The organism is Pedobacter steynii (assembly GCF_001721645.1).
Classification (GTDB): domain Bacteria; phylum Bacteroidota; class Bacteroidia; order Sphingobacteriales; family Sphingobacteriaceae; genus Pedobacter; species Pedobacter steynii_A.
In genome coordinates this window covers 300,179-324,585 of record NZ_CP017141.1, presented here as the reverse complement: position 1 = coordinate 324,585, position 24,407 = coordinate 300,179, and the positions used below count along the sequence as shown (strand labels likewise).

Annotated in this window: 23 protein-coding genes; 20 read left to right on the top strand and 3 right to left on the bottom strand. The window is 42.4% G+C overall.

Annotation, left to right across the window (positions count from 1 at the left end; translation table 11 throughout):
- Positions 1–369: 369 nt before the first annotated feature.
- Complete coding sequence (locus BFS30_RS01425) at positions 370–762, bottom strand: MauE/DoxX family redox-associated membrane protein (protein WP_069377644.1); 393 nt, start codon at positions 760–762, stop codon at positions 370–372.
- Between the two features lie 347 nt (positions 763–1,109).
- Here BFS30_RS01425 and BFS30_RS01415 point away from each other — a divergent pair, with 347 nt between their 5' ends.
- From BFS30_RS01415 to BFS30_RS01400, 4 genes are all read left to right on the top strand, one after another.
- A complete protein-coding gene (locus BFS30_RS01415; protein WP_069377642.1) occupies positions 1,110–1,688 on the top strand; it encodes a TetR/AcrR family transcriptional regulator in 579 nt (192 codons plus the stop codon).
- Between the two features lie 80 nt (positions 1,689–1,768).
- Positions 1,769–2,071, top strand: coding sequence for a hypothetical protein (locus BFS30_RS01410; protein ID WP_083251897.1), 303 nt, complete (start codon positions 1,769–1,771; stop codon positions 2,069–2,071).
- Positions 2,072–2,127: 56 nt separating this feature from the next.
- A complete protein-coding gene (locus BFS30_RS01405; protein WP_069377640.1) occupies positions 2,128–3,165 on the top strand; it encodes an LLM class flavin-dependent oxidoreductase in 1,038 nt (345 codons plus the stop codon).
- Positions 3,166–3,181: 16 nt separating this feature from the next.
- Entirely contained in the window at positions 3,182–4,018 is an 837-nt protein-coding gene (locus tag BFS30_RS01400; RefSeq protein WP_069377639.1) for an alpha/beta hydrolase, read from the top strand.
- Between the two features lie 56 nt (positions 4,019–4,074).
- On the opposite strand, the gene BFS30_RS01395 is transcribed toward BFS30_RS01400, so the two are convergent.
- Positions 4,075–4,749, bottom strand: coding sequence for a hypothetical protein (locus tag BFS30_RS01395; RefSeq protein WP_069377638.1), 675 nt, complete (start codon positions 4,747–4,749; stop codon positions 4,075–4,077).
- Between the two features lie 248 nt (positions 4,750–4,997).
- Between BFS30_RS01395 and BFS30_RS01390 the strand changes: the two genes are divergently transcribed.
- Together BFS30_RS01390 and BFS30_RS01385 are read left to right on the top strand one after the other, a co-directional pair.
- Positions 4,998–6,449 (top strand): amino acid permease, encoded by a 1,452-nt coding sequence (locus tag BFS30_RS01390; RefSeq protein ID WP_237028691.1) that lies wholly within the window; start codon positions 4,998–5,000, stop codon positions 6,447–6,449.
- A 344-nt stretch (positions 6,450–6,793) separates the two neighbouring features.
- Positions 6,794–7,621 (top strand): DUF6266 family protein, encoded by an 828-nt coding sequence (locus BFS30_RS01385; protein WP_069377637.1) that lies wholly within the window; start codon positions 6,794–6,796, stop codon positions 7,619–7,621.
- A gap of 40 nt (positions 7,622–7,661) precedes the next feature.
- Here the strand turns inward: BFS30_RS01385 and BFS30_RS01380 are convergent, their stop codons facing one another.
- The gene (locus tag BFS30_RS01380; protein WP_157262848.1) at positions 7,662–8,189 is read right to left on the bottom strand and encodes a hypothetical protein; all 528 of its coding nucleotides are present in this window, start codon (positions 8,187–8,189) and stop codon (positions 7,662–7,664) included.
- 196 nt (positions 8,190–8,385) lie between these two features.
- Between BFS30_RS01380 and BFS30_RS01375 the strand changes: the two genes are divergently transcribed.
- From BFS30_RS01375 to BFS30_RS01310, 14 genes are all read left to right on the top strand, one after another.
- Complete coding sequence (locus tag BFS30_RS01375; protein ID WP_069377635.1) at positions 8,386–9,147, top strand: polysaccharide biosynthesis/export family protein; 762 nt, start codon at positions 8,386–8,388, stop codon at positions 9,145–9,147.
- A 28-nt stretch (positions 9,148–9,175) separates the two neighbouring features.
- Complete coding sequence (locus tag BFS30_RS01370; protein ID WP_069377634.1) at positions 9,176–11,470, top strand: GumC family protein; 2,295 nt, start codon at positions 9,176–9,178, stop codon at positions 11,468–11,470.
- A 179-nt stretch (positions 11,471–11,649) separates the two neighbouring features.
- A complete protein-coding gene (locus BFS30_RS01365; RefSeq protein WP_069377633.1) occupies positions 11,650–12,177 on the top strand; it encodes a UpxY family transcription antiterminator in 528 nt (175 codons plus the stop codon).
- A 6-nt stretch (positions 12,178–12,183) separates the two neighbouring features.
- Complete coding sequence (locus tag BFS30_RS01360) at positions 12,184–13,482, top strand: nucleotide sugar dehydrogenase (RefSeq protein ID WP_069377632.1); 1,299 nt, start codon at positions 12,184–12,186, stop codon at positions 13,480–13,482.
- Between the two features lie 11 nt (positions 13,483–13,493).
- A complete protein-coding gene (locus BFS30_RS01355; protein ID WP_069377631.1) occupies positions 13,494–14,495 on the top strand; it encodes an acyltransferase family protein in 1,002 nt (333 codons plus the stop codon).
- Positions 14,496–14,537: 42 nt separating this feature from the next.
- Complete coding sequence (locus BFS30_RS01350; protein WP_069377630.1) at positions 14,538–15,980, top strand: lipopolysaccharide biosynthesis protein; 1,443 nt, start codon at positions 14,538–14,540, stop codon at positions 15,978–15,980.
- Positions 15,977–17,128, top strand: a complete 1,152-nt coding sequence (locus BFS30_RS01345; RefSeq protein WP_069377629.1) for a DegT/DnrJ/EryC1/StrS family aminotransferase — start codon at positions 15,977–15,979, stop codon at positions 17,126–17,128. The genes BFS30_RS01350 and BFS30_RS01345 overlap by 4 nt, the downstream gene beginning before the upstream one ends.
- Positions 17,129–17,134: 6 nt before the next feature.
- Positions 17,135–17,998 (top strand): glycosyltransferase family 2 protein, encoded by an 864-nt coding sequence (locus tag BFS30_RS01340; protein WP_083251896.1) that lies wholly within the window; start codon positions 17,135–17,137, stop codon positions 17,996–17,998.
- A 10-nt stretch (positions 17,999–18,008) separates the two neighbouring features.
- On the top strand, positions 18,009–19,109 hold the full coding sequence (locus tag BFS30_RS01335) for a glycosyltransferase (RefSeq protein ID WP_069377628.1): 1,101 nt from the start codon (positions 18,009–18,011) through the stop codon (positions 19,107–19,109).
- 36 nt (positions 19,110–19,145) lie between these two features.
- Positions 19,146–20,387 (top strand): DegT/DnrJ/EryC1/StrS family aminotransferase, encoded by a 1,242-nt coding sequence (locus BFS30_RS01330; protein ID WP_069377627.1) that lies wholly within the window; start codon positions 19,146–19,148, stop codon positions 20,385–20,387.
- A 12-nt stretch (positions 20,388–20,399) separates the two neighbouring features.
- Entirely contained in the window at positions 20,400–20,996 is a 597-nt protein-coding gene (locus BFS30_RS01325) for a sugar transferase (RefSeq protein WP_069377626.1), read from the top strand.
- The gene (locus tag BFS30_RS01320) at positions 20,993–22,078 is read left to right on the top strand and encodes a hypothetical protein (RefSeq protein WP_069377625.1); all 1,086 of its coding nucleotides are present in this window, start codon (positions 20,993–20,995) and stop codon (positions 22,076–22,078) included. The genes BFS30_RS01325 and BFS30_RS01320 overlap by 4 nt, the downstream gene beginning before the upstream one ends.
- 5 nt (positions 22,079–22,083) lie before the next feature.
- Positions 22,084–23,271, top strand: coding sequence for a hypothetical protein (locus BFS30_RS01315; protein ID WP_069377624.1), 1,188 nt, complete (start codon positions 22,084–22,086; stop codon positions 23,269–23,271).
- Entirely contained in the window at positions 23,264–24,403 is a 1,140-nt protein-coding gene (locus BFS30_RS01310) for a glycosyltransferase (RefSeq protein ID WP_069377623.1), read from the top strand. The genes BFS30_RS01315 and BFS30_RS01310 overlap by 8 nt, the downstream gene beginning before the upstream one ends.
- Positions 24,404–24,407: the final 4 nt, after the last annotated feature.

Here is a 24,407-nt window from a genome sequence, read left to right as displayed (position 1 = left end):
TTCTAGGAATGAATAATCGATAATCTAATTTGGCTTTAACCTTACGTTAGATGATTGTGTCAACGTTGTGATTGCAACATTAATTTCTGCGCATAGTGCACTGGTGATAATTGGCCGCACAATGTCCCCAATTAATTGAACTTCTGCAAAAATTGCACATAAGCGTTGTCTTGGAGCTGGGCAATTGGGATTTCCACTTATTTCTGAATAACTTAGAGGATTACAAACGGGTCCCCCTGTGTATTTAAACCATGATGTAGCCATAATTTTAGTGCTTTTATAAATCAAAAAGCTTAAACTTTATTTTTTTCCTACTCTTTTCAAGGTTTTCGGCATCCCTTATCACTCTCCTTTAAAACCAATCTTTGATTACCTCATCTGCAGCAACACCACCCCAACTAAGGCAATCAAAGTCAGCAACAGATTTACCCTTAAATGTTTTTTCCATCCCATTCTTCTAAACACGCCACCACATGGACAAGGATAGATGTCATAAACCTGGAAGATAATTCCGCTTACATACACTGTAAAAACGCTCATCATAGCCAAAGACAAATACATCCCTATCAATCTCGTTTCCGGAACAATCAATAAAACCACTGTTCCTAATTCCACAAGGGGTAACATCCAGCTTAGCCATGGAACGCTCCATTTTGGAATGGCCTGGCTTTTCAAAACCTCTTTGAAATAAGTGATGTTGCGTAACTTCGGTACTGCTGCATATATCCATAATGCAATGAATAAAGCAATAATTGTATACATTAAAACAGATATAATCATTGGTCAAGGTCTTTAAAGTTTTATTCGATATCATTTGATTCAAGAACTGAGCGAACCATCGGAAAACAACTTAGTTATGAATAATAATCTAAAACAAAAACGCATTTTTTCCCGATAAGTCATTTGATCCGATGGTTGATCAGTTGTAGAATATCCTCCGATATCTTAGTGCTAAGTTCAGCATGATTTAGCTCAGATTCTAGGGTCAAATGTCCCAAAAACTGCCACTGCACGATAATTTTAACAGAAGGTGAAATCTTGGTAAAAAACATCTGCAATAAAAATTTTAATTGGAACATTCGTTCTAAATACATACTTTTGCTCCCACTATGGCACGTAACAAAGAATTTGACCCTACTGAAAAGCTGGAAAAGGCCCGGGATTTATTTTGGGAAAAGGGGTATCATGCAACTTCCATGCAGGACCTGGTGAGCCAGATGAAAGTGAATCGCGGGAGTATGTACGATACTTACGGAGATAAACATCAGCTATTTATAGAAAGCTTGCAAAACTATGCCCTGGAAACTTACGGAGAATATAAAAAAGCAGCAGCAGGAGAGAAATCACCATTCAAAGCCATTGAACTCATGATCAAAAAAGCTATAAAACGATCATTTGAAGAAGATAAGGTCTGTATGGTAGTCAAATCTTCTTTTGAAATGGCGCCGCTCGACGAAGATGTGAAGACATTACTAAAGCAACTCAGCAACTCCTTAATCTCAATTTTTGAAGAGTTAATCCTTAAAGCACAGCAGGAAGGCGAAATATCAAAGAAGAAAGATGCCAGGCAATCCGCTCAGTTCATTGTAGGAGGTTTTGCCGGTTTATGGCAGATGCAATCTCTTTTTAACGACCGGAAAATGGTCGATCAAATGGCAAAAACCACTTTGGACAGTTTAAAAAACTAAATACATTCTGAGGAAAAGAAACTCAAAAAAATTTAATCGATAATGGAATGATTGTTCCATTAATATACTGTAAAAAATATATGGAAACAGATAAAATGATGCTGACTTACCTCTTAAAACACCAGCAGCACAGAAACCTCGATGCGATAGTTGAGGTATTGAACAACAATCGGTTCTGGGAGATTTTTCCACCCTTGCAGGTAGAAGTAATCAGTTGGAAAGTCTTAATCGGATTGGGGCACTTGATTACCCTGAGCTTTCATCCAAGTCAGCTTAGAACCGTAAATCTTGCCATAGAAAAAGGAGCATGGGGCGCTTTCAATACGGAAGCCTATGCTACTTACGACTATCTCGATGTCTGGAAAGAAAAAAGAAACAACTAATTTTTTTAATCAATAATAGAACGATTGTTCTAAAATACAACATAAAATAAATAGATATGGAATTAGGAATCAGCATGTTTGGCGATTTACACGTCGACCCCGCCACCGGGAAAATACAATCCACTCAACAGCGCCTGAAAGAGCTCATGGAAGAAATTAAACTTGCCGATGATGTAGGTATCGATCTTTTAGGAATAGGGGAACACCACCGACCGGAATATGCGGTGCCAAGCCCGGAAATCATCCTTGCAGCTGCGGCGGTTGTCACCAAAAGAATAAAATTAAGCAGTTCTGTAACGGTATTAAGCTCTTCAGATCCGGTTAAACTTTATCAGAACTTTGCGATGGTCGACCTGCTCTCCGGAGGCAGGGCCGAATTGATGGCCGGAAGAGGAAGCTTTACGGAATCTTTTCCGCTGTTTGGATACCATCTCCATGATTACAGTGCTTTATTTGAAGAGAAACTGGACCTGCTGTTAAAAATCAACAAAGAAGAGACCATTAACTGGCAAGGTCGCTTTCGGGCGGCCCTGGATGGACAACAGGTGCTACCCAGAGCAGTAAACAACAAGCTGGTCGTATGGATCGCTGCGGGTGGAACATCAGAGTCCGTAGTTCGTGCAGGAAGGCTGGGACTGCCATTGGTTTTTGCCATCGTAGCAGGAACACCACTCCTGCGGTTTAAGCCCCTTTATGATCTGTATAAAGAGACTTATCAGGAGTTTGGACATGATATGTCAAAGTTCCAGGTGGGGATGTTCTCGCATTCCCTGTTTGGAGAACATGCCAATGCAATCAGTGAATACTACTATCCTTTATACGCAGCGCAAATGGACAGGATCGGAAGGACAAGAGGATGGTTTCCTTTTCAGAGGGAACAATATGATTTCGGAAGGTCTAAAGCAGGTGCTTTGTTTGTCGGCGATGCAGAAGAGGTGGTTGATAAAATATTGTACGCACAGGAACTATACGGAATTACCCGTTTTTCTGCACATCTGGATGTGGGTGCTCCAGACCATCCCCATCTGATGAAATCCATTGAAATATACGGAACTAAAATAGCCCCAAAAGTCAGGAAAGCCTTAAATCAGTAATTAAATAGAGAAAGAAATGAAAAAGATAGAAAGACTAAACCTGTGGAATGGAAATCCACCTGTCAATAGCGGATTATCCGGCAACGAAGTTCTGGACCCGGAAGTGATCCTGGAGCTGACCAATGTTACAGAAACAGAGCTGATCATCTATAGCCCGGACGATAAGATAAATATAGGCGCTGCGGTAATCATATGCCCCGGAGGGGCTTATGCCGGATTAGCCATCACGACACAAGGCTACGATTTTGCCGAATGGCTCAACACGATCGGCATCACAGGAATCGTGTTGAAATACAGAATGCCAAATGGAAACAAAGAAATTCCATTGGATGATGTTCAGGAATCCATCCGCTATATCCGGAAGAACGCCAAAGGGCTGAAACTAAATGAAAACAAAATTGGGGTAGCTGGATTTTCCGCAGGAGGTCACCTGGCTGCCTTATCGGCTACTTTATTCTCAGAAGAGGGGATCAGTACCCGGCCTGACTTTTCAATTTTGTTCTATCCGGTGATTTCCATGGGACTACATACACAAAAAGACACTCAGCAAAACTTGCTGGGAGCAGAACCTTCTTCATTAGCCATAGCGAACTATTCTTGCGAAAAGCAGGTCCAGCCAAATACGCCACCCACGTTAATCTTAACCAGTGATGATGATACCATTGTATCCCCGGTTAACAGCACTTTGTATTATGAAGCGCTGAAACAACAACAGATTCCTGCAACACTGTATATATTTCCTCAGGGAGATCATGCCTGGGGAATAAAAGGAACCAATATGTTCGGGCAAAAATTTGACTATGTGGAGCAGGCTAAAGCATTGGTTTTAAAATGGCTCAATAACCATTGCTAACGTATTGGAAATAAAACAAGCCGGAATCAACAGGTATTCCGGTTTGTTTTTATCCTTTAACTCCCGTAAGGCAGGATCTTTCCGTTTTTGAAAGTAAGATGCATGGTATAACGGGAAGTATCATTCTTCTTTTGAACATTCCATTTATGAGCGGTTTTTATGGCTTTTAATACGTCGTCCCGAACAGCTTTTGGTAACTGCTCGGTAAGCGCGATATTGCTTAAACTGCCGTTATTTCTAACGCTAAAAGAAACGATCATCCTGCCATTTGTAGAAGCAGGGACTTTGCAGTGCTGAGCAATGTAGCCATGTAAAGACCTTAATTCCTCAGCTGCTGTAATTGGGGGCATTACAATTCCCATGGTCATTATTTTATCGCAGTCTGGCTCCGCTACTTTTGGGGCAACTTTACCCAACATTTTTTCCTGTGCATTTGCCTCTTGTCCAGCAGTCCCGATACCGATGAAAACCATCGCCGCTATAGCCCATTTTTTCCAGGTTGATTTTGGGCCATGAGCCGGGGCAATCAATTGATCACTGCTGAATCTGCCACAAACATTATTGTTGTTCTCCTGCATAATCCGGATAAAATAGGCCGCTTTTTTATCCGTTAAATCGTACACCTTTTTTTGACAAACCCCACAAAACCGGCCATCAGCTTCGGGCGTCATGGCATCCCAATTCTCTTTACACTTGAAACTCAAACGGGCATTGTTGATCTGCTCTTCCATAATTTTTAAGATTTAATATGGAGATGCATAAAACCTGAACTTTCCATATCCAGACTTTAAATTTTAATTCATGACATCTAGATATCTATATATCTTGATTTAATGGTGTATGTATTGGCCTAATGAATTCCATCTTTGGATGTGTATAAAAACAACTCAAATTATTTAGTCTTTTAATCGCTGATATGAATATAAGTTTACATTTTTGCTGAATTACTCATTTTGCCATCAAATCAATACGATATAAATTGAAACAAGTAGACGAAAAATCTGAACTGCAAAAGCCTGAGGAGCAGAAACTGGTAAGGGGATTGCAAAACAGACATATTCAGTTAATTGCCCTTGGCGGTGCCATAGGAACGGGCTTATTTTTAGGGATCGGGCCGGCAGCAGTGCTCGCAGGACCCTCTGTAATTTTAGGATATACTTTAGCGGGTATCATTGCTTTTTTTATCATGCGCCAATTGGGTGAAATGGTAGTACAGGAGCCTGTATCAGGAAGTTTTAGTCACTTTGCCTATAAATACTGGGGCCCCTTTGCAGGTTTTGCCTCGGGCTGGAATTATTGGGTACTCTATATCCTGGTGAGCATGTCGGAGCTGACAGCCATTGGTATCTATGTACATTTCTGGTGGCCGGAAATTCCTTTATGGTCTTCCAGCCTTTTCTTTTTCCTGACCATCAACGCCTTAAATCTGACTTCCGTTAAAGTCTATGGGGAAGTGGAATTCTGGTTCTCTATCGTCAAAGTCGTTGCCATCATAGCGATGATTGCTTTTGGTGCCTATCTGTTACTGAGTGGGACGGGTGGTGAAAAAGCAAGCATCCAAAATCTTTGGAATGATGGCGGTTTCTTCGCGAAAGGATGGTTTGGTTCTGACGGAAAAGGTGGGTTTGAAGGATTGTTTGCCGCGATTACGCTGATTATGTTTTCTTTCGGCGGATTGGAATTGATCGGCATCACCGCTGCGGAAGCAGAAAATCCTGAAAAAACAATCCCTAAAGCAACCAATCAGGTGATCTATCGCATCCTGATTTTCTATGTAGGTGCATTAGTCATCCTGTTCTCCTTATCACCATGGAAAAGCATCACTACAGATAGCAGTCCTTTTGTGATGGTTTTTGAAAGCTTAAAAGGCTTCCAGTTTGACTTGTTCGGAAAGACCATTTACTTCACGAGTATCATTGCCAATGTGCTTAACCTGATTGTTTTAACGGCCGCATTATCGGTTTACAATAGCTGTGTATACAGCAATAGCCGTATGCTTTTTGGCTTGGCAGAGCAAGGGAATGCACCTGCTTTCCTAAAGAAACTGAATAAAAACCATGTACCGATAAAAGCCATTCTGGTGTCCAGTGTTTTTGCCGCAATCTGTATTGTAGTTAATAAACTGATCCCGGAAAAAGCGTTGGGAATCCTGATGTCACTGGTAGTTTCTTCTTTAATGATCAATTGGTTAATGATCAGTATTACTCATTTGAAATTCAGAAAGAGAAAAAAAGAAGAGCAGGTGAAGACCAAGTTTCCTTCTTTCGTTTATCCGTTATCGAACTATATCTGTTTGGTTTTTCTCATTGGAATTTTAGCCATCATGTGGATTACCGGTATGAAAGTCTCCGTAGAACTCATTCCCGGATGGATCCTGCTTTTATACATCTGCTACCTGCTGGTGAAAAGAAAGAAGAAACAGATTGCTTAAAATAACTGATTTTATATTTTTTATGCCTGCGCTTTCCTGAAGGTCAAGCGCAGGCTTTTTTATTTCCTTTATTCGCGCCCCCTGAATCCCAGCTGGCAGTAGTTATGCTGCATGTCTGTTGTATACCTACTTTCATGGGATTTACTCCAGCTTCTCATAGGAGTTCCTAGGGCCTTTATCCGGCTTATTGCCTTTTCAACACTGTTTATTAGGATATAGATAGCAGAAAAGATAGGGAACTCATTAGCAGGGGAATCCATCAGCACCTTAATTAATGATAGTTCCTGTATTGTTATAAAGAGAATTTTATTGTAAATTAGATTAAAACAATTAATTTATAGATTATGGGATTATTGCCTTATGGGCCACATGGCCCGGTTATCGGAAAAGTAGGAAAACTGGTTTCCTATATCTTAAATGGACAAGTAGTGACACGCACTATAGGTCACAAACGCACTAAACATAGTAAAGACCAGCTGGCCAATTATCAGGCTATGGCTGTGACCATGAAACTGTTAAAGCCCATGACTACTTTTATCAATTCCAGTTTTGAAATTGAAGCGAGGGGGACGGTTAAAAATCAGCACAACCTCGCCACTTCCTACAATAAAAAACAGGCCTTAAAAGGCGAATACCCAGATATTAGGGTGGATTATAGCAAAGTGGTACTGAGTTATGGCAACCTACCGGTTGCAGGAAATTTGAAAATGGTAAAGACAGAAACCGGGCTGCAAATTAGCTGGGATACCGGTGGGGGGAAACCACATGATATGGTGATGATTCTGATTTGTCATCCGTTAAAAGGTTTATCCAGTGGTAGTATTAATGCCTGCAGAAGAGATGCAGGAAGTCATTTTTTTGCCATTTCTGAGGAAGACCTGAGCCAACAACTGGAAGCATATATCTGCTTCAAGTCCGCAGATGGAAAGCAAATTTCCAATAGTGTATATCTGGGGAATTTCAACGGGGAGATGGAAAGTTCTAAAGAAAAGCTGAAAAGGGAACAGTATCAGGCATTAAAAACCAGGTTTGATCAGGTTTCAGCAGCATACTTCAGAATTCTCGACCTGCGTATTGTAGCTCAGCTGACCACCAAATCCTTCCGGAATCTGGAAACAGAGTATCAGGCGCTCAAACAAAAGCTCGAACACCTGCCAGGGAAGCCCGGTTAAGCTCAAAATGTATTAACCGGACCTCCGGCCTTAAAAAGTACTAACCGGCGGCGTCAAGATTAACGGTAGCAAGGGTAATTTGCTCCAGTTTTAGCTGTGCATCAAATGCAAGATGGATATAGTATATCCCTTTTTTTACCTTTAAAATGAAACTGCTTGTTTCTCCCGGATTGTCAACAGGATTGAGCTTTTGCTTTTCGAGGATATTGGTTTTGAATTTGCTTTCACAGTCTTTTAAAGTACTGCCATTCAATGTTAAACCATAAGGCAAACCGCCTAAAACTTTTCCTTTTGCTGCTTTTAAGAAAATCACAGAAGAGGTCTTGTCTGCGCTCACTAAACCGGAAAATGAAAGTCCCTCAGGGGTATTCCAGGTATACTCATCACCATAGGTATCATCACTTGTGACCACAGGTTTTACTTTCAATTCCTTATTCAGGGTTTTTACCTGCACAGGAAGAGACAGTTCCCCGTTTTTAGATAACAGTGCTTTAATGCCGGCATCTTTTTGAGCAATACAGTTAAAAGTCAGGAGTAGCAGGAAGGCCGATAGAATGATTTTATTCATGGGAGTTTCTGTAGCTGTCATCAAAATTGATACCACATGTATAAAATATTTCTCACATGTGTGAAACGGAATGAGAAAGTTCTACAAGTGGCTTCACAATTGGGTTGAAGGCCATTTATACGCTATAATTAGTTAGTAAATTCATCTTGTAATATTTAATCAAACATTTACTTGTGTTTAATTTAAATTGTATTTTATGAATCTAAAACTTGTAGTGTGTTACTTAATGGTAATTACATTAAGTAGCTGTTCGAGACAAAGAAATTTAGTCTATTTCAGTGATCTGGATTCTAAAAAGGAACCTTATTCCAAGATCTTGAATAATGGAGAACCAACTATTCTTCAGAATGATATCCTCTCGGTTACCGTAAATAGCACGAGTCCGGAATCGAATGTGCTGTTTGCCTCACAGCCGGTTAACCAAACGGTAAACGGGGTATATGAAAGGGAAGGGTATCGGGTAAATGAAGTGGGAAGTATTAAGTTTCCCGTACTCGGACTGGTTCCTGTACAGGGACTTACAATTAATCAGGCTCAGAAGCTGATCGAAGCTCAACTCAACAAGTATGTCAAGAATGCAATCGTAAATATCAAATTTCTGAATTTCCGGGTGACGGTAATCGGGGAGGTGAACCACCCCTCCACGTTCACGGTGAGCAATGAAAAGATAAACCTCCTGGAAGCACTGGGATTGGCGGGTGATATGACCGCATATGGTAAAAGGGAAAATGTCCTGCTGATCAGAGAAGAGGACGGAAGGCGTATCATGGAGCGCATCAACCTGAACAGGCAGGATGTATTGAGCTCCCCCTATTTCTATCTGAAACAGAACGATGTGATTTATGTAGAGCCTGATAAAGCCAAATCGGTCGAAGTCAGCAATAACAACAGGTTGATGCCTTTAGTGGTGGCTACGATCTCTGCAGTGGCTGTTTTAGCGGCTACACTTTTAAAGTAATGTGATTTCATTTCTTAAATCTATTGTCATGGCTTACCATAAACAAGTTCCAATCAATAATCCCGGCATTATTGCACAGGCGATGAAATATGTGAAATATTGGCATTTCTTTGTTATTGCACTGATCTTAAGTCTGGGAGCCGCCTGGCTGTACCTGCAAATGACAGCGCCAAAATATAAAGTAAGCAGCACCTTACTTGTTCAGGATGATGCAAAAGGGGATGGGCTATTAAAGGGAACGGCATTTAGCGACCTGAACATGTTCCGGAGCTCCAAAACGGTGATCGATGAGATGGAGGTGATGCGTTCCAGGGATTTGATCTATGGGGTATTAAAAGACCTGAACATGGAGCTGAGTTATTTCTATGAGCTGACATTCCGGAATCAGGAATTGTATGGGAAGACCCTGCCGGTAGTGGTTCGCGTAGGGAAAAACAACGACCAGGCTTACCGTCAAAAGCTAAGTCTGACCATCCTCAATAAAGATCAGTTTATTTTAAATGAAAATGGTAAAAGGACCATTTACAATTTTGGCTATGCCATTTCCCGTTCTCAGTTCAATATAACGGTTGTAAAAGGCCCTGCATTTAAAGTATCTGATCAGGTCATTCAGTTCAGATTCGTTGACCTGCGCCAACTGTCACAAGCCTACAGCACCACTGGATTAACGGTGCTGCCGGTGATTAAGGATGCAAATACTGTGGTGCTGAGTTTAATGGATGTGATCCCGCAAAGGGGAATGGACATTTTGGAAGCATTGATTTCCAGGTACAATAGGGAAAATGTCAATAATAAGAATGTCATGGCCTTAAATACCATTAAATTTATTGATGGTAAGTTGAAATACCTCACTAAAAACCTGTCCGGGGTAGAACAGGATGTCGAGAATTATAAAAGGGACAACAGGATCACTGAACTAAGTGCTGATGCGCAGATGAACCTGCAGTCTTCAGGAAATTACAACGAACAGCTGGCCTCAAGCGAAGTACAGCTGAGCCTGGTACAATCTATCATCAATTACCTGAAAGGTGGAAACAGCACTTTTGAACTGGTACCTACCACGCTTGGATTGAAAGATCCGACCCTACAAAACCTGACAGATAAATACAATAACCTGCAGATTGAAAGAGAAAGACTGCTGCGGAACAATAGCGTAAATAACCCTCTGGTGGTCAGTCTGACTGAACAATTGAGCGGCCTTAAAAGAAGCCTGCTGGAAAACCTGACGATGATCAGAAGAGGCCTTACGCTGGAAAGAAATAAACTGAGCAGCAAAACTTCTCAGTTTGAGAACCGGTTAAGTCATGTGCCGGTGATGGAACGGGGGCTTTTGGAAAGAAGCCGGGAGCAAAGTGTGAAAACCACCCTTTATCAATACCTGCTTCAGAAAAGAGAAGAAACGGAACTTTCTTTATCGGCTACAATTCCTACTTCTAAGCTGATTGATAAGCCTGCTTACAACCCGATTCCTGCGAAACCTAAAGTGCAGCTGATCTATATGCTCAGCATAATGGCCGGTCTGACCATTCCCTTTTCGGTCATTTACCTGAAAGAGAAACTAAACAATAAAGTAAAAGATATTTATGATGTGCAATATATTGCGGCAAACGGAAAAATTCTTGGAGAACTGAGCCATAAAGCAATTGGAGAATCTATTGTGGTGCATAAAAACCAGAGCAATACCATTTCCGAGCTGTTCAGGTATATCCGTTCTAACCTTCACTTTATGGATATGAGCCGGCACAACAAGGTGTTGATGGTCACCTCCACTTCAAAAGGAGAAGGGAAGACCTTTTTTAGCATTAACCTGGGCATCACCTTGTCTTTAATTAATAAAAAGGTGGTTATCCTTGAATTTGATCTGCGTAAACCGGATCTGCTGAACAGCATGAAACTGCAGAGCAAAACAGGTTTATCAGATTATCTCAAATCTGAAAACCTGAGGGTGGATGACATTCTGATCAAAGTACCGCAATCTGAACACTTGTCTGTGATTGGATGTGGCGAAATTTCAGACAGCCCTTCAGAAATTCTAATGAGCCCTAAACTAAAAATACTGTTTATGGAGCTCAGAGAGCGGTTTGATTATGTGATTGTCGATACTTCACCGGTGGGTTATGTTGCAGATGCTTTTACCATTGCTGAGTTTGCGGATTCCAGCATTTACCTGGTCCGGTATAATTATACCCAGAAAGAAGACCTGGCGATATTTGAAGAAATCTGTGAAAACGGCCGGCTTAAAAATCCAATGATTGTGCTTAATGATGCAGGGAAGGGGAATAAAAATGCGTACAAATATGGCAGATATGCATACTCAGCATAACTGAAGAATAAGGTTAAAATGTGCGTTGGGCATGGTGAAAGACCGGTAATTGTTCCGGTAGATGCTAAAAAATAAAGGGGTGATACGAAGATTTTCCTGAAAACACGAAACATCATGTAAGTGAGGGGGCGAAGCCGTATTAAACCTTCAGTCTATTAACATTTCTCAAAAATAAAATTATGGAAGGTCTATCCTCAATCCGGCTCAACACGCCAAAAAGGTGGTATGTAATTTACACCCGCCCGAGATGGGAAAAAAAAGTTGATGAATTGCTTAAACTACAGGGAATCAACAGTTATTGTCCTCTTAAAAGAGTCAGACATAAATGGGCGGACAGAATGAAAGACGTAGAGCTGCCCCTATTTAATTCCTATGTATTTGTGTACATCGATCCAAGAGAAGAGCTCAAAGTAAGGGCCACATTGGGCGTGATGAATTTTGTGTATTACATGGGCAGACCTGCTCAGGTAAGGGATGTGGTGATCGAGGAGATCAGGAAATGTATTGATGCATTTCCAGATGTAGAGGTAGTAGATCTTCAACAGCTGGAAGTGGGCGATCGGGTAAAGATTAAAGAAGGATTGATGAACAATAAAGAAGGGCAGGTCATTAAACTCAGACAAAAAAGCGTGATGGTGGTGATTGATAGCCTGAACTGTGTACTGCTTACCGATGTGAATATAGAAGACCTGGAACTCATTAATTAATAGGATATGGTAACTCCGGTAATTAAAGGGATTAAAATTGGAATCGTAGGACTTGGATATGTGGGTTTACCGCTGGCGGTAACCTTTGCTGCAAAATATAAGGTGTTTGGTTTTGATTCCAATGTAGAGCGGATCGCCCACCTGAAAATGGGATACGACCATACGCTGGAAATTGAGGCAGCCGACCTGATGAAGGTCATCACCAACGATTGCAGCACCCTGACAGGTTTGTTTTGTACCAATGAGCTGGAAATGCTGAGGAAATGTAATGTGTATATTGTCACTGTTCCTACACCGGTAGACAAGAACAACCGTCCGGATATGGGGGCCCTGCTGAAAGCGAGCAAGACTATAGGCCGGGTACTGAAAGCGGAAGATATCGTTATCTATGAATCTACGGTATATCCAGGGGCAACGGAGGAAGAATGTATTCCGGTACTGGAAAAGGTTTCCGGATTAAAGTTCAACAGCGACTTTTTTGTGGGCTATTCACCAGAACGGATAAACCCCGGAGACAAGGAACATACGGTGTCCCAGATTCTGAAAATCACTTCCGGTTCCACACCTGAATCTGCAGAAATAATCAATAACCTGTATGGTTCAGTCATCATGGCCGGAACCTATAAAGCATCTTCTATAAAGGTGGCCGAAGCAGCTAAAGTTATTGAAAATGCACAGCGCGACATTAACATTGCTTTTGTAAATGAACTGGCCATGATCTTTAACAAATTAGGAATTGATACTACTGAAGTACTCAAAGCGGCAGGTACCAAATGGAATTTTATGAAATTTCAGCCCGGCCTGGTTGGCGGCCATTGTATTGGTGTAGATCCTTATTATCTGGCGCAAAAGGCACAGGAGCAGGGGTATTATCCGGAAATCATCCTGGCTGGAAGGCGGATCAATGACCGGATGGGCAGGTACATTGCCGATGAACTGGTGAAACGTATCGTGGCCACCAGAAAAATGGTGGATTGCCAGGTGCTGATCCTGGGTTTCACTTTTAAGGAGAATTGTCCTGATGTGAGGAATACCAAAGTCATTGATATCGTAAGGAGGCTCCGCGAATACAATATACAGGTGGTGATCCACGATCCCTGGGCAGATCCCGCTCAGGTGGAACGTGAATATGGGGTGATCTGTCAGAACGGAGAATCGAAAACCAGGAAATACGATGCGATTATCCTTGCCGTAGCACACCGCAAATTTAAGGATATCGACATTTCGGCGATGTGTAATGCGCAAACCATCGTTTATGATTTAAAATCGCTATTGCCTGACAAACTGGTCAATATGCGACTGTAATACCCCGGAATATGGTACGTGTAAAAGAACTCGATGTTTTAAGGGGGATTGCAGCATTGAATGTTGTGCTGTTCCATTATACGGCTAAATTCAGGTTGAATTTTGGTCATGATTATCCCTCAAAATACGATTGGAATATCGGTCAGTATGGTGTAGAATTATTCTTTATCATTAGCGGATTTGTGATTTTTATGTCGCTTCAGGGAAAAACATGTATCCGGGATTTTGCCTATAAACGCTTTTCCAGATTATATCCGACTTATTGGATCTGTATGATTCTGACTTTTCTGGTGGTAGGCCTGGCCCGGGATCCGGGGATAGAAAGCCAGTCGGCTGCGGTATTCCTGATGAACCTGACGATGATCCAGGGAGCGTTCAATATAAAAAATATAGATGGGGTATACTGGTCGCTGATTCCCGAATTGTTCTTTTACGTGAGCATGGGGCTGCTGTTTCAGCTGGGCTGGTTAAATAAGGTCCGTACGATTGCCCTGGTTTGGTTGAGCCTGATGTTGTTTAACACCTTGTTTAAACTTCCGTTCGGGGCCTACTTTCTGAATCTTGAATATGGCATGTTCTTTATGGCGGGGATTCTCTTTTACCAGATCAAATTTGCCAAAGGAGACTGGCATGAGCATGTGTTAATCGGTTTTTGCTTTCTTGCAGCAGTATTGACACACCCGGGGTTAACCCTTTTTTATGTGTTTGTTTTCATCTTTTTGTTGTTTTATCTGTTTGTATACGATCAGCTTAAATTCTTCAGTTGGAGACCCTTTATATTCCTTGGTTACATCTCTTATTCCCTGTACCTGCTTCATCAGAATATTGGCTTTGTATTGATGAGAAAAATGGAGCCGTATATCGGTAATGAATACCTGGTGATATTCATCACTATGGTGCTGATTGTTACGCTGGCATGGCTGGTTACCAGGTTTTTGGAAAAGCCGGTTCTTCAGTTTTTAAGGAATTACAGAATTCAGGGGCAGAGATATTCCAGCTCTTTGCAAAAATAAAAAAAGGCAAAATTATCCGAAGCCGCGGGACCAATCATCATCATGAGCCTACAAAAGGAAACCTTATCGGGATTGCTCTGGACATTTACACAGCAATTCAGTGTACAGCTGATCAGTTTTTGTATCACCATTATTCTGGCCAGGATTTTAATGCCTGCGGAATTTGGATTGATCGCAATGCTAACAGTGTTCATCGCGATAGGTAATGCGCTTTTGGAAGGCGGACTGGCATCCTCACTGATCCGGTCGCCGGACCTTACACAAGAGGATTATTCTACTGTTTTTTATTTTAACCTGATAGGGAGCCTCCTGATTTACGGTCTGGTTTACCTTTTAGCGCCCCTGGTTTCGGCTTTTTATCATCAGGATGCGCTGACATTGGTTTTAAGGATATATGCACTGGATTTTATTCTGAATGCTTTTTTTAGTGTGCAGAATGCGCGCCTGACAAAGGAAATGAAATTCCGGATTCAGATGCTGATCCAGATCCCCGCGGTATTGGGCGGCGGGTTACTTGGCATTTTTCTGGCGATGAACGGTTACGGGGTATGGAGCCTGGTCTGGATGTCTTTATTCCAGTCGTTTTTATCGACCATTATGCATTGGATCTATTCCGGATGGACACCTGATTTAATTTTTAGCCTGGCCTGTTTCAAAAGACATTTTCATTTCGGTTATAAAATGACCCTGACCGGATTGCTGGAAATTGTATACCGGAATATATATGTACTGATTATTGGTAAATATTATGCTGCGGTGCAGCTGGGCTATTATTCAAGGGCAGAATCGATAAGTCAGCTTCCGGTAACCAATATTTCGGCAGTGATCAGTAAGGTGACTTACCCCATGTTCTCGAAAATTGCAGAGGACGATGAAAAAATGAAATGGGTATACAAAAAGCTGATGCAGCAGGTATTATTCTGGAATACTCCGGTCCTGATTTTTCTGGCCCTTATTGCAGAACCCTTGTTCAATGTGCTGCTTGGAAGCAAATGGTTGCCGGCGGTACCGTACTTTCAGATTCTTTGTTTTGCAGGCATCATGTATCCTTTACATGCCTACAATTTAAACATCCTGAAGGTAAAAGGCCGGAGTGACCTGATCCTGAAACTGGAATCGGTGAAAAAGGGGATTTGTGTAGTTGGAATTTTAGCTGCCATTCCATTCGGGATCTATGGATTGCTTTATTTTCAGTTGCTTTTCAATTTCATCGGCTATTATATCAACTCCTTTTATAGTGGTAAGATGATCAGTTATCCCATCCCTGAGCAAATAGCAGATGCTGCGCCAATTATTGGAAACTCGGCCCTTGCCGGTGTCATCTGTTACCTGTTCGATGAATATGGCTTGAGATCACTCTTCCTATCCGACTTCAGCAGAATACTGATCAATGGATCCTTTTTTCTGATCGTGTACCTGGCTGGAAGCAGCCTGTTCAGGCTTGCGGCAATTCATGATTTTAAACAATTAATCCTAAAAAGATGATACCTGTAACCAAACCCTTTCTCCCTGGAATTCAAGAATTTGAATCGTATATGAGCAGTATTTGGGAGCGACAATGGCTCACTAACAATGGACCATTGGTAAATGAACTGGAATTGAAATTGAAAAATTACCTGAACATCAGGCACTTGCTTTATGTTGCTAATGGGACCATGGCCTTGCAGATCGCCATCAAAGCGCTGGACCTGAAAGGGGAAATCATCACCACCCCATTTTCTTTTGTAGCCACCACGAACAGCATTGTCTGGGAAGGTTGTACGCCGGTGTTTGTAGATATCGATGAGGAAACTTTTAATATCGATCCGGCTAAAATTGAACAGGCCATTACACCAAAGACTTCGGCAATCCTGGCTACTCATGTATATGGTAATCCCTGCGACATCGAGGCGATTCAAAAAATTGCAGATGCACATTCTCTGAAGGTGATTTTTGATGCAGCGCATTGCTTCGGAACGAAGTATAAAAATAAATCGGTATTTGAATACGGGGACATCAGCACCACGAGCTTTCATGCCACCAAGCTTTTCCATACGATTGAGGGTGGAGCTGTGTTTACCAAATGTCCTGAGCTATTAAAAAAGATGGCGCTGATGAGAAATTTTGGCTACAATGGCCCAGACGAATTTGCGGAACTTGGAATCAATGGAAAAAACTGCGAGTTCCATGCGGCAATGGGTTTGTGTAACCTGAAACAGGTGGATGATATTCTCGATAAGAGAAGGTTGCTTTCTTTTTATTACTGGAAGGCGCTGAGTCCGCTGAAAGCGAAGTATCCTAAGCTCAATGCAGATCTGGATTATAATTATGCCTATTTCCCGGTATTGTTTGACAGTGCGGCGCTGATGCTGAGCTGTTTGAAAGCACTGGAGAACGAGAAAATTTACTGCAGAAGGTATTTCTATCCACCACTTTCCAGTCTGCCTTTTGTAGATCCGGTGTCTATGCCGGTTTGTGAATCTGTAGCCTCCAGGATACTCTGTTTACCGTTATACCATACGCTCACTTCCAGCGATCTGGACCTGATCACGCGGATCATTCTCCGGGTTCAGAATTATGGTCAGCCTCTGCAAACGGAGACCATGGACAGCACCCCGATTGAAATACTACACCCGGCATCGGTTGGAATATAACGCAATATGATGAATACTAAACCTGAAATTATGGTGAGCGTCTGCTGCATCACCTATAATCATGAACAATATATCGCCGAAGCACTGGACAGTTTTCTGATGCAAAAAACTGGTTTTGAATTTGAAATCCTGGTTGGTGAGGATTGCTCTACGGATGCCACGAGATCGGTGATTCGGGAATATGCAGTCAGGTATCCTGAACGCATCAAACTGATTGCGCATCCGGAAAATATCGGAGCGATCAGAAACCAGGTAGATGTGATCACCAGGGCGAGGGGGAAATACATTGCCCTTTGTGATGGAGATGACTTCTGGACTGATCCTGAAAAACTGCAAAAGCAGGTCGACTTTTTAGAGACCAATCCGGAATATGTGATCTGTTGTCACCATACCAGGGTGATCGATGAAAATGAGGAAACAGTTTACCTCAAAAAGACACCGGTAAGCATGGAATTTGACTATCAGGATGTATTGCTTGGCAAAAGAGAAGAAACCAGAATCTGCTCACTCATGATCAGAAATATTGATGCGGTGAGGGCAGTAGGGCAAGAGTCCTGGTACTTCGATACCTATGGTACAGATACCCTTTTTAAGCTGTATGCCCTGGCAAATACCGGTAAGAAAATATTTGTATTGCCGGAAGTTATGGCTTGCTACCGCCTGCATACCGGTGGGATTTGGAGCATGATCGATTCCAGGATCAGGAAGACAAGAATGGTCAGTGATTTCAACCTGACCATTAAGAATTTTAAGTATTCCGGACTGATGAAAAAGGAATTGCTCAAAATTTATATCCGTCAGTATTTTCTGTTTGACCTGAGAAACTGGAAGATCAATAATGCAATGAACACGATTATGAACTTATTATAATTCATGCGCCATGTCCGGATTAAAATTGGTTTTTGTTATCTATACCCTTCAGAAAGGAGGTGCTGAACGGGTACTTTCGACTTTGAGCAACAGCTTTAGCGAAAGGTCATACAAGGTGGTTATTGTTTGCATGAACGATGCAGAACAAGGTTATCCGCTGGCCGATGGAATCAGGGTCATTCCTCTTTTGAAAAGAAAACATAAAGAGCATATTTTCAGAAGACTGATCTATGGAATGCAGACCTATCTGCGCTTGCTCCTGGTTTTGTTCAGAGAGCGGCCTTACTGTGTGATTTCCTTTATGACCAGTGCAAACCTATGGACAGGGTTGAGCTGCGGTTTATTGAGAATCCCTTATATCGTATCGGAAAGAACAACCCCGGACCATACGATTAACCGCTTTAATTTTTTCTTCAAATGGATGTCTTACTTCGTTTACAGTGGCTCAAAAGCAGTAGTGGTACCGGCTAAAGGCATTGAAAATTGTTTAAAAAACAATGGTCTGTTTAACCGGCTCAACAATTACAGCATCATCAGAAATCCGGTCTATGTTTTCAAATCAGATCAGCATGTAATCGTACATCGCCGGAAATTTATTCTGGGGGTCGGCCGACTTTCTTATGAGAAAGGATTTGATCTTTTGATTGATGCCTTTAGTAAATTAAGAATTAAAAATATTGACCTGATCATCGTTGGTCAGGGGCAGGAAAGACAAAACCTGGCGGCACAGATCAACAGGCTGAACTTGCAGGACCGGGTGATGCTGGCGGGAGCTAAAGACGACCTGCAGGATTACTATAACCAGGCAGAGCTGTTCGTTCTGCCGTCCAGAAATGAAGGTTATCCAAATGCATTGATTGAAGCTATGAGCAATGGATGCCCTTGTGTTGCGGTAGACTGCGAATTTGGGCCAGCAGAGATCATTGAAGACGGGCAAAACGGGATTCTCGTTCCTAAAGACAATGTTCCTGCCCTTACAAAAGCCATGTTCAATGTGCTGTTCGACCTGAACCTGAAAAGAAAATTACGAAATGAAGCCAGACAGATCAGTCAGACGAATTCCCTGAAAGTTATTTCTGATAAATGGGAAGAGCTGATCCAACGTCCCTAAAATCTTTATCCGCAGAACCAACAAAAACTAAAGATTATGAATATTCCATTTTCTCCGCCATTCATTGATCAGCAGGTGATCGATGAGGTATTGGATACGCTCCATTCCAATTGGATCACATCGGGCCCGAAAGTCAAAGCGCTGGAGTCCGAAGTGATCAGTCTGACCGGCCTGAAGGCTGCAGTTTGTGTCAACTCATGGACGTCGGGGGCCATTATGATGCTCAATTGGTTTGGCGTCGGGCCTGGAGATGAGGTCATTGTACCTGCTTATACTTACTGTGCCACTGCTTTATGTGTGTTACACTGTGGCGCAACACCGGTTATGGTGGATATTCTGGATGATTTTACCATGGATCCTGAAATGGTCAGAAAAATGATCAATGCAAAAACGAAAGCAATTATTGCGGTAGATATTGCCGGTTTGCCATGCCGTTATGAGGAGTTGAATGCGCTGATCAGGGAACCTGAAATTAAGGTGCAGTTTGTTTCTGCAACAGCGATACAGGCGGGCTTGGGAAGAATCCTGCTCATCTGCGATGCGGCACATTCCATCGGTGCGGTGTATAATGGAAAGCCGGCTGCACAACAATCCGATATAACGATATTCTCTTTCCATGCGGTAAAGAACATTACTACGGCAGAGGGTGGTTGTATCTGTCTTAACCTGCCGGAGCCATTTGACAATCAGGAAGAATATGCCTTTTTGAAATTGTTCTCCATGAATGGCCAGAATAAAGATGCCTTTGCCAAGTCGAAAGGAGCAAACTGGAGGTACGATATTTTATTTAAAGGATTTAAAATGAATATGCCGGATATCTGTGCGGCAATCGGACTGGCCCAGATCAGGCAATATGTGAACAGTTTACTGCCACTTCGTAAAGTTATTTCTATGAGGTATTGTGATGCATTCAGGCCGTGCGACTGGTTTATAGAACCGGTTATGAAGGAGGACAACAGAGAGGCTTCGTACCACTTGTTTCCACTACGCATTAAAGGAATCACCGAAGCACAACGGGACCGGGTGATTGATGAACTGGTGGTTAGGGGCATCAATGTGAATGTGCATTTTATTCCCATGCCCATGTTAACGTATTTTAAAAGCCTGGGGTATGCCATGGCAAATTTTCCCAATAGCTACAAGCAATATGCAGCTGAAATTTCATTGCCGATCTATCCCCAGCTTTCTGATGCTGAGCTGCATTATATTACAGATGCGGTGATTGAATGTGTTCAGCTGGTAAAAGAGATAAACAAATTAGTAAAGGTGGCATCTTAATGTGTTCCGGATATGGATGCGAAAAGACTATTCGATATATTTTTCTCCCTGACAGGGCTCTTAATTCTGATGCCGGTATTTTTTGTAGTGGCTGTTCTGCTGAAAAGAGAAAGTAAGGGACCTGTATTTTATAAGCAGATCAGGGTTGGCCTGAACCAGCGGTGTTTTCAATTGATCAAGTTCAGGACAATGTGTCCGGATGCGGATAAAATGGGATTGCTGACTATCGGAGATCATGATGCCAGGATCACCAGGCTCGGGTGCTGGTTAAGGAAGCATAAAGTAGATGAGCTTCCTCAGTTGCTGAATATCCTGAAAGGGGAGATGAGCTTTGTGGGACCAAGACCGGAAGTGCCCAAGTATGTGGAAATGTATGATGCCAGTCAGCAGCGGGTGCTGACCGTAAAACCAGGGATCACCGACTGGGCTTCCATCAAATACATTGACGAAAGCAGTTTACTCGCAACAGCAGATGATCCGGAAAGCTTTTATATCCATAAGGTAATCCCTTCCAAAATTAGTCAGAACCTGGAATATATTGATCACCATAACCTCTGGATTGACTGTAAGATCATTTCTCATACTTTGAAGAGCATCCTGCTGAAATGAAAACTTTGAAGATCCTGGATTGGCCTTCCAAGCAATATTATGGAGAGACCCACCATTTTCACCGCTGGAAAAGAAAATTGCTGGACCATGGCATAAAAGTAGAGTTTTACGTGGATCATCGTGATAAGGGGCTGGCAGATGCAGATTATGTCTTGATCCATTCCCGGCATTTCGCCGGGGGATGGCAGAACATCAGCACCAGAAATGCCCGGAATGAGGAGCAGCTCTTTCGCTTTCTCCAGTCGTTAAGGGCTTCTGCAGATCAGCTGATCTGGTTTGATGCCGCTGACTCAACAGGATCCTACGATTTTCCGGTGCTTCCCTATGTGGATTTTTTTCTTAAAAAGCAGTTGCTGCGGAACAAAGATTATTATGTAAATCCTGAAGGGGAGAAAGACATCCGGGTATGGTTAAACTGTTTATCACCCGGGGAAAGAAAAAGATTTGAACCCTGTCCGAAGGGGGAACTTCATAAGGTACGACTGGGATGGAATATCGGCTTTAATGACTACCGGTATTTCGGATACAAAATGAGCCGGCTGAGCAATTACCTGAGTTATAAGTGGTATCCGGTTCGCTTTACCGATGTGGATCAGCAAAGGCCATATGACCTTGCCTACAGGGGTACAATTCATCCGGATCAGGACGGGCAACGGGGGGTGTTTTATCAAAGAAACCACCTTATTCACCTGTTTAACCAGATGAACCTGCAGATGGCAACGGGCGGGAATGTCAGTAAATCCCGGTACTGGAAAGAACTGAAAGCGGCTAAATTGAGCGTCAGTCCTTTTGGGTGGGGGGAAATCTGCTATCGGGATTTTGAAACCTTTATTTCCGGCGCGGTGCTGGTGAAGCCGGTAATGAGTCATATAGAAACCTTTCCGGACCTCTTTATTGCCGATGAAACGTATGTGCCTGTACATTGGAACTTCTCCGGACTGGAAGGTCAGCTAACCGAAATGATCAGCAATTATGACCATTACAGGCATATTGCCAGAAATGGTCAGAAAAGATACTATGATGCGATAAATGATGCTGAAAAATTCATCAGCTTCTTTAAAAACAGCATCAATAATACCTGATTTCTATGAAATTAATTGTCACATTGCTCATGATGTGCTATCTGGGGACATTGGCATTCGGGATATTCCTGACAGACCTTTTCCGGATCCCGGCACCCTTTCTGTTTTGCTTTCCCCTGGTGTTTCTATTCCGGGAAGAGGGGGCAGTTAAGTTTTTATATGCGCGGGAACTTATCCTGCTTGGTCTGGCTTTATTTTTCTACTATGTAATTGGCCTTTCGGAAGTGAATAGTTTTGCTGCCAATAGCTTGTGTATCCTGATCTGTGCTTTCTATTTTAACTATTTTGTCGGCAATAGTGAACGCAGGTTTCAGGTTTCCGTCTGGATGTTTTTTTGCTTATTGCTGATTTCTTCTGTGGTTATGGTACTCAATCATTTTTATGGGGAGATGGATACTTTGAGGGAACTGATCATGGGCGACCGGGTGTTACAAAGCCCTGCAGGAATAGCCCTCAGTCAGTTTGCCTATGGATATCAGCTGGCAGCTTTGGTTCCTTTTGTTTTCATTTGTACCTGTACTTTTAAAACACCGTTGCTGGTCAAAGGAATGGCTTTAGGGGTTTGCCTGCTGTTTATTTTTCTGGGGATGCAGCGCTCTGTACTGGTTGGATTTGTGGGGGCTACTTTTCTGTTTCTTGTTTTGTATTATCGTTTCAAAGCGGTGTTGGCAATTTTCCTGATGGTATTACTTTGTGGATTGCTGTACAATTATGTGCTGAAGGATAACCTGGATAGCTACAACAATATCCTGGTGAAAAACACCCACAGTGATGCAGCATATGACCGTTCGAACCTGGCTGAAGAAAACCTTAGGATCTATGCTGATTATCCCTATGGGTTGATTTTCTATGGAAAAAACTGGAGCGATGTGATTTATCGGGATTATGTATTCTCCTCGGGAATTACTTCTCATAATGCGTACCTGATATTTTTCACCTATCTGGGGCCTTTTTTAGGGTTGGGGCTGCTGGCCGCAATTTATTATAGGGTTGGCCGCGCCTGCATCTATGTTTTTCATCAGCTGCGGGACCGGAAAAATGCCATGATGGTTTGTCTTTGTTTCGCTTTTTTAGCGGTTTCAGTGAATGCGCTTTCGCACAATCCATGGCTCATCAGTGCAGACGGTCCAACGGTTTTTCTCTTTTTCAGTATCCTTCATTTGTATCACCGGCAAAAAGAAAACCATGTCTAGGATTATACACCTTATCGGCAATCTGGCCAGAGGCGGGGCGGAACGGTTTGTAGTGGACCTTTGTAATGAAATGGCCAGGAAGCCAGAACATGAAATTACGCTGGTTTCTTTATGTGGAAACCAAAAAGAGAATAGCTTTCTGGAGGAGATCGATGAGCGGGTAAACTATGTTTCTTTTGAAAAGAAAAGTGGGTTCAGCTGGACGGTGCTGATGAAACTTACCGCCTGGCTGAAAAATCAGTCTCCTGATATTGTCCATAGCCATCAAAACAGCAGCGAGTACCTGTTGTTGTACCGTATGGCCAGGAATGAGACCATCTTTTTTCATACAATACATAACCTGGCTGAGGCAGAATGCCCCGGCTTGATATTAAAAATGTTCAGAAAGGTTTTTTATAAAAGTAATAAGGTAATCCCTGTGACCATATCTGCTGATTGCAGCCGGTCTTACCGGGAATACTACCGGTTAAGAAACGATGTCCTGGTTGAAAATGCAAGGCCCCCGGTATTGATCACCGCGGAACGGAATGAGCTTTTAAAGCAATATAAAGGAAATGAGGATGGTTTTCTGATCGTTCATATCGGTCGGATTTCCCCGGAAAAAAATCAAAAGCTTTTGATTGAGGTGGTGCAGAAACTCAATGAAACCACGCCTGTACCTTGCCGGCTGTTGCTGATCGGAGAAGTCAAAGAGCTGAAATTATACCAAAGTCTGAAAAAACAGGTGAATGGAGATCCCTGTATCGAGTTTCTGGGTGGGAAGAAAAATGTGGGGGATTACCTGAGCATTGCAGATGCCTTTTGCTTATCGAGTACCTGGGAAGGAATGCCCATCTCTCTTATAGAGGCCATGTCTCTGGGCTGTATTCCGGTATGTACGCCTATCGGTGGGATGAAGGAGATGATCCGTACAGGGATCACCGGGTTTTTAAGCAGGGAGGTCAGTACAACTGCTTATTATGAGGCTTTAAAACAGGCATTGTATACCCCGGATAAAGAAACGATAAAAGAAAATTTGAAGAAAGACTACGAACAGAAATATACCATTGGCATCTCGGCCGGCAAACACCTGAAAGTGTATGCAATTGCCATGAATTTAAAGGAGCATAAGGTACGGGAACTCTATTGTTGAACCA

Bases quoted from the DNA above. Each gene is read 5' to 3' on its own strand.
- BFS30_RS01315 (WP_069377624.1), top strand. From the start codon at position 22,084: ATGAAATTAATTGTCACATTGCTCATGATGTGCTATCTGGGGACATTG.
- BFS30_RS01340 (WP_083251896.1), top strand. From the start codon at position 17,135: ATGATGAATACTAAACCTGAAATTATGGTGAGCGTCTGCTGCATCACC.
- BFS30_RS01425 (WP_069377644.1), bottom strand. From the start codon at position 762: ATGTATACAATTATTGCTTTATTCATTGCATTATGGATATATGCAGCA.
- BFS30_RS01410 (WP_083251897.1), top strand. From the start codon at position 1,769: ATGGAAACAGATAAAATGATGCTGACTTACCTCTTAAAACACCAGCAG.
- BFS30_RS01380 (WP_157262848.1), bottom strand. From the start codon at position 8,189: ATGAATAAAATCATTCTATCGGCCTTCCTGCTACTCCTGACTTTTAAC.
- BFS30_RS01365 (WP_069377633.1), top strand. From the start codon at position 11,650: ATGGAAGGTCTATCCTCAATCCGGCTCAACACGCCAAAAAGGTGGTAT.
- BFS30_RS01360 (WP_069377632.1), top strand. From the start codon at position 12,184: ATGGTAACTCCGGTAATTAAAGGGATTAAAATTGGAATCGTAGGACTT.
- BFS30_RS01385 (WP_069377637.1), top strand. From the start codon at position 6,794: ATGGGATTATTGCCTTATGGGCCACATGGCCCGGTTATCGGAAAAGTA.
- BFS30_RS01335 (WP_069377628.1), top strand. From the start codon at position 18,009: ATGTCCGGATTAAAATTGGTTTTTGTTATCTATACCCTTCAGAAAGGA.
- BFS30_RS01400 (WP_069377639.1), top strand. From the start codon at position 3,182: ATGAAAAAGATAGAAAGACTAAACCTGTGGAATGGAAATCCACCTGTC.
- BFS30_RS01350 (WP_069377630.1), top strand. From the start codon at position 14,538: ATGAGCCTACAAAAGGAAACCTTATCGGGATTGCTCTGGACATTTACA.
- BFS30_RS01405 (WP_069377640.1), top strand. From the start codon at position 2,128: ATGGAATTAGGAATCAGCATGTTTGGCGATTTACACGTCGACCCCGCC.
- BFS30_RS01325 (WP_069377626.1), top strand. From the start codon at position 20,400: ATGGATGCGAAAAGACTATTCGATATATTTTTCTCCCTGACAGGGCTC.
- BFS30_RS01310 (WP_069377623.1), top strand. From the start codon at position 23,264: ATGTCTAGGATTATACACCTTATCGGCAATCTGGCCAGAGGCGGGGCG.
- BFS30_RS01415 (WP_069377642.1), top strand. From the start codon at position 1,110: ATGGCACGTAACAAAGAATTTGACCCTACTGAAAAGCTGGAAAAGGCC.
- BFS30_RS01330 (WP_069377627.1), top strand. From the start codon at position 19,146: ATGAATATTCCATTTTCTCCGCCATTCATTGATCAGCAGGTGATCGAT.
- BFS30_RS01375 (WP_069377635.1), top strand. From the start codon at position 8,386: ATGAATCTAAAACTTGTAGTGTGTTACTTAATGGTAATTACATTAAGT.
- BFS30_RS01320 (WP_069377625.1), top strand. From the start codon at position 20,993: ATGAAAACTTTGAAGATCCTGGATTGGCCTTCCAAGCAATATTATGGA.
- BFS30_RS01395 (WP_069377638.1), bottom strand. From the start codon at position 4,749: ATGGAAGAGCAGATCAACAATGCCCGTTTGAGTTTCAAGTGTAAAGAG.
- BFS30_RS01370 (WP_069377634.1), top strand. From the start codon at position 9,176: ATGGCTTACCATAAACAAGTTCCAATCAATAATCCCGGCATTATTGCA.
- BFS30_RS01345 (WP_069377629.1), top strand. From the start codon at position 15,977: ATGATACCTGTAACCAAACCCTTTCTCCCTGGAATTCAAGAATTTGAA.
- BFS30_RS01355 (WP_069377631.1), top strand. From the start codon at position 13,494: ATGGTACGTGTAAAAGAACTCGATGTTTTAAGGGGGATTGCAGCATTG.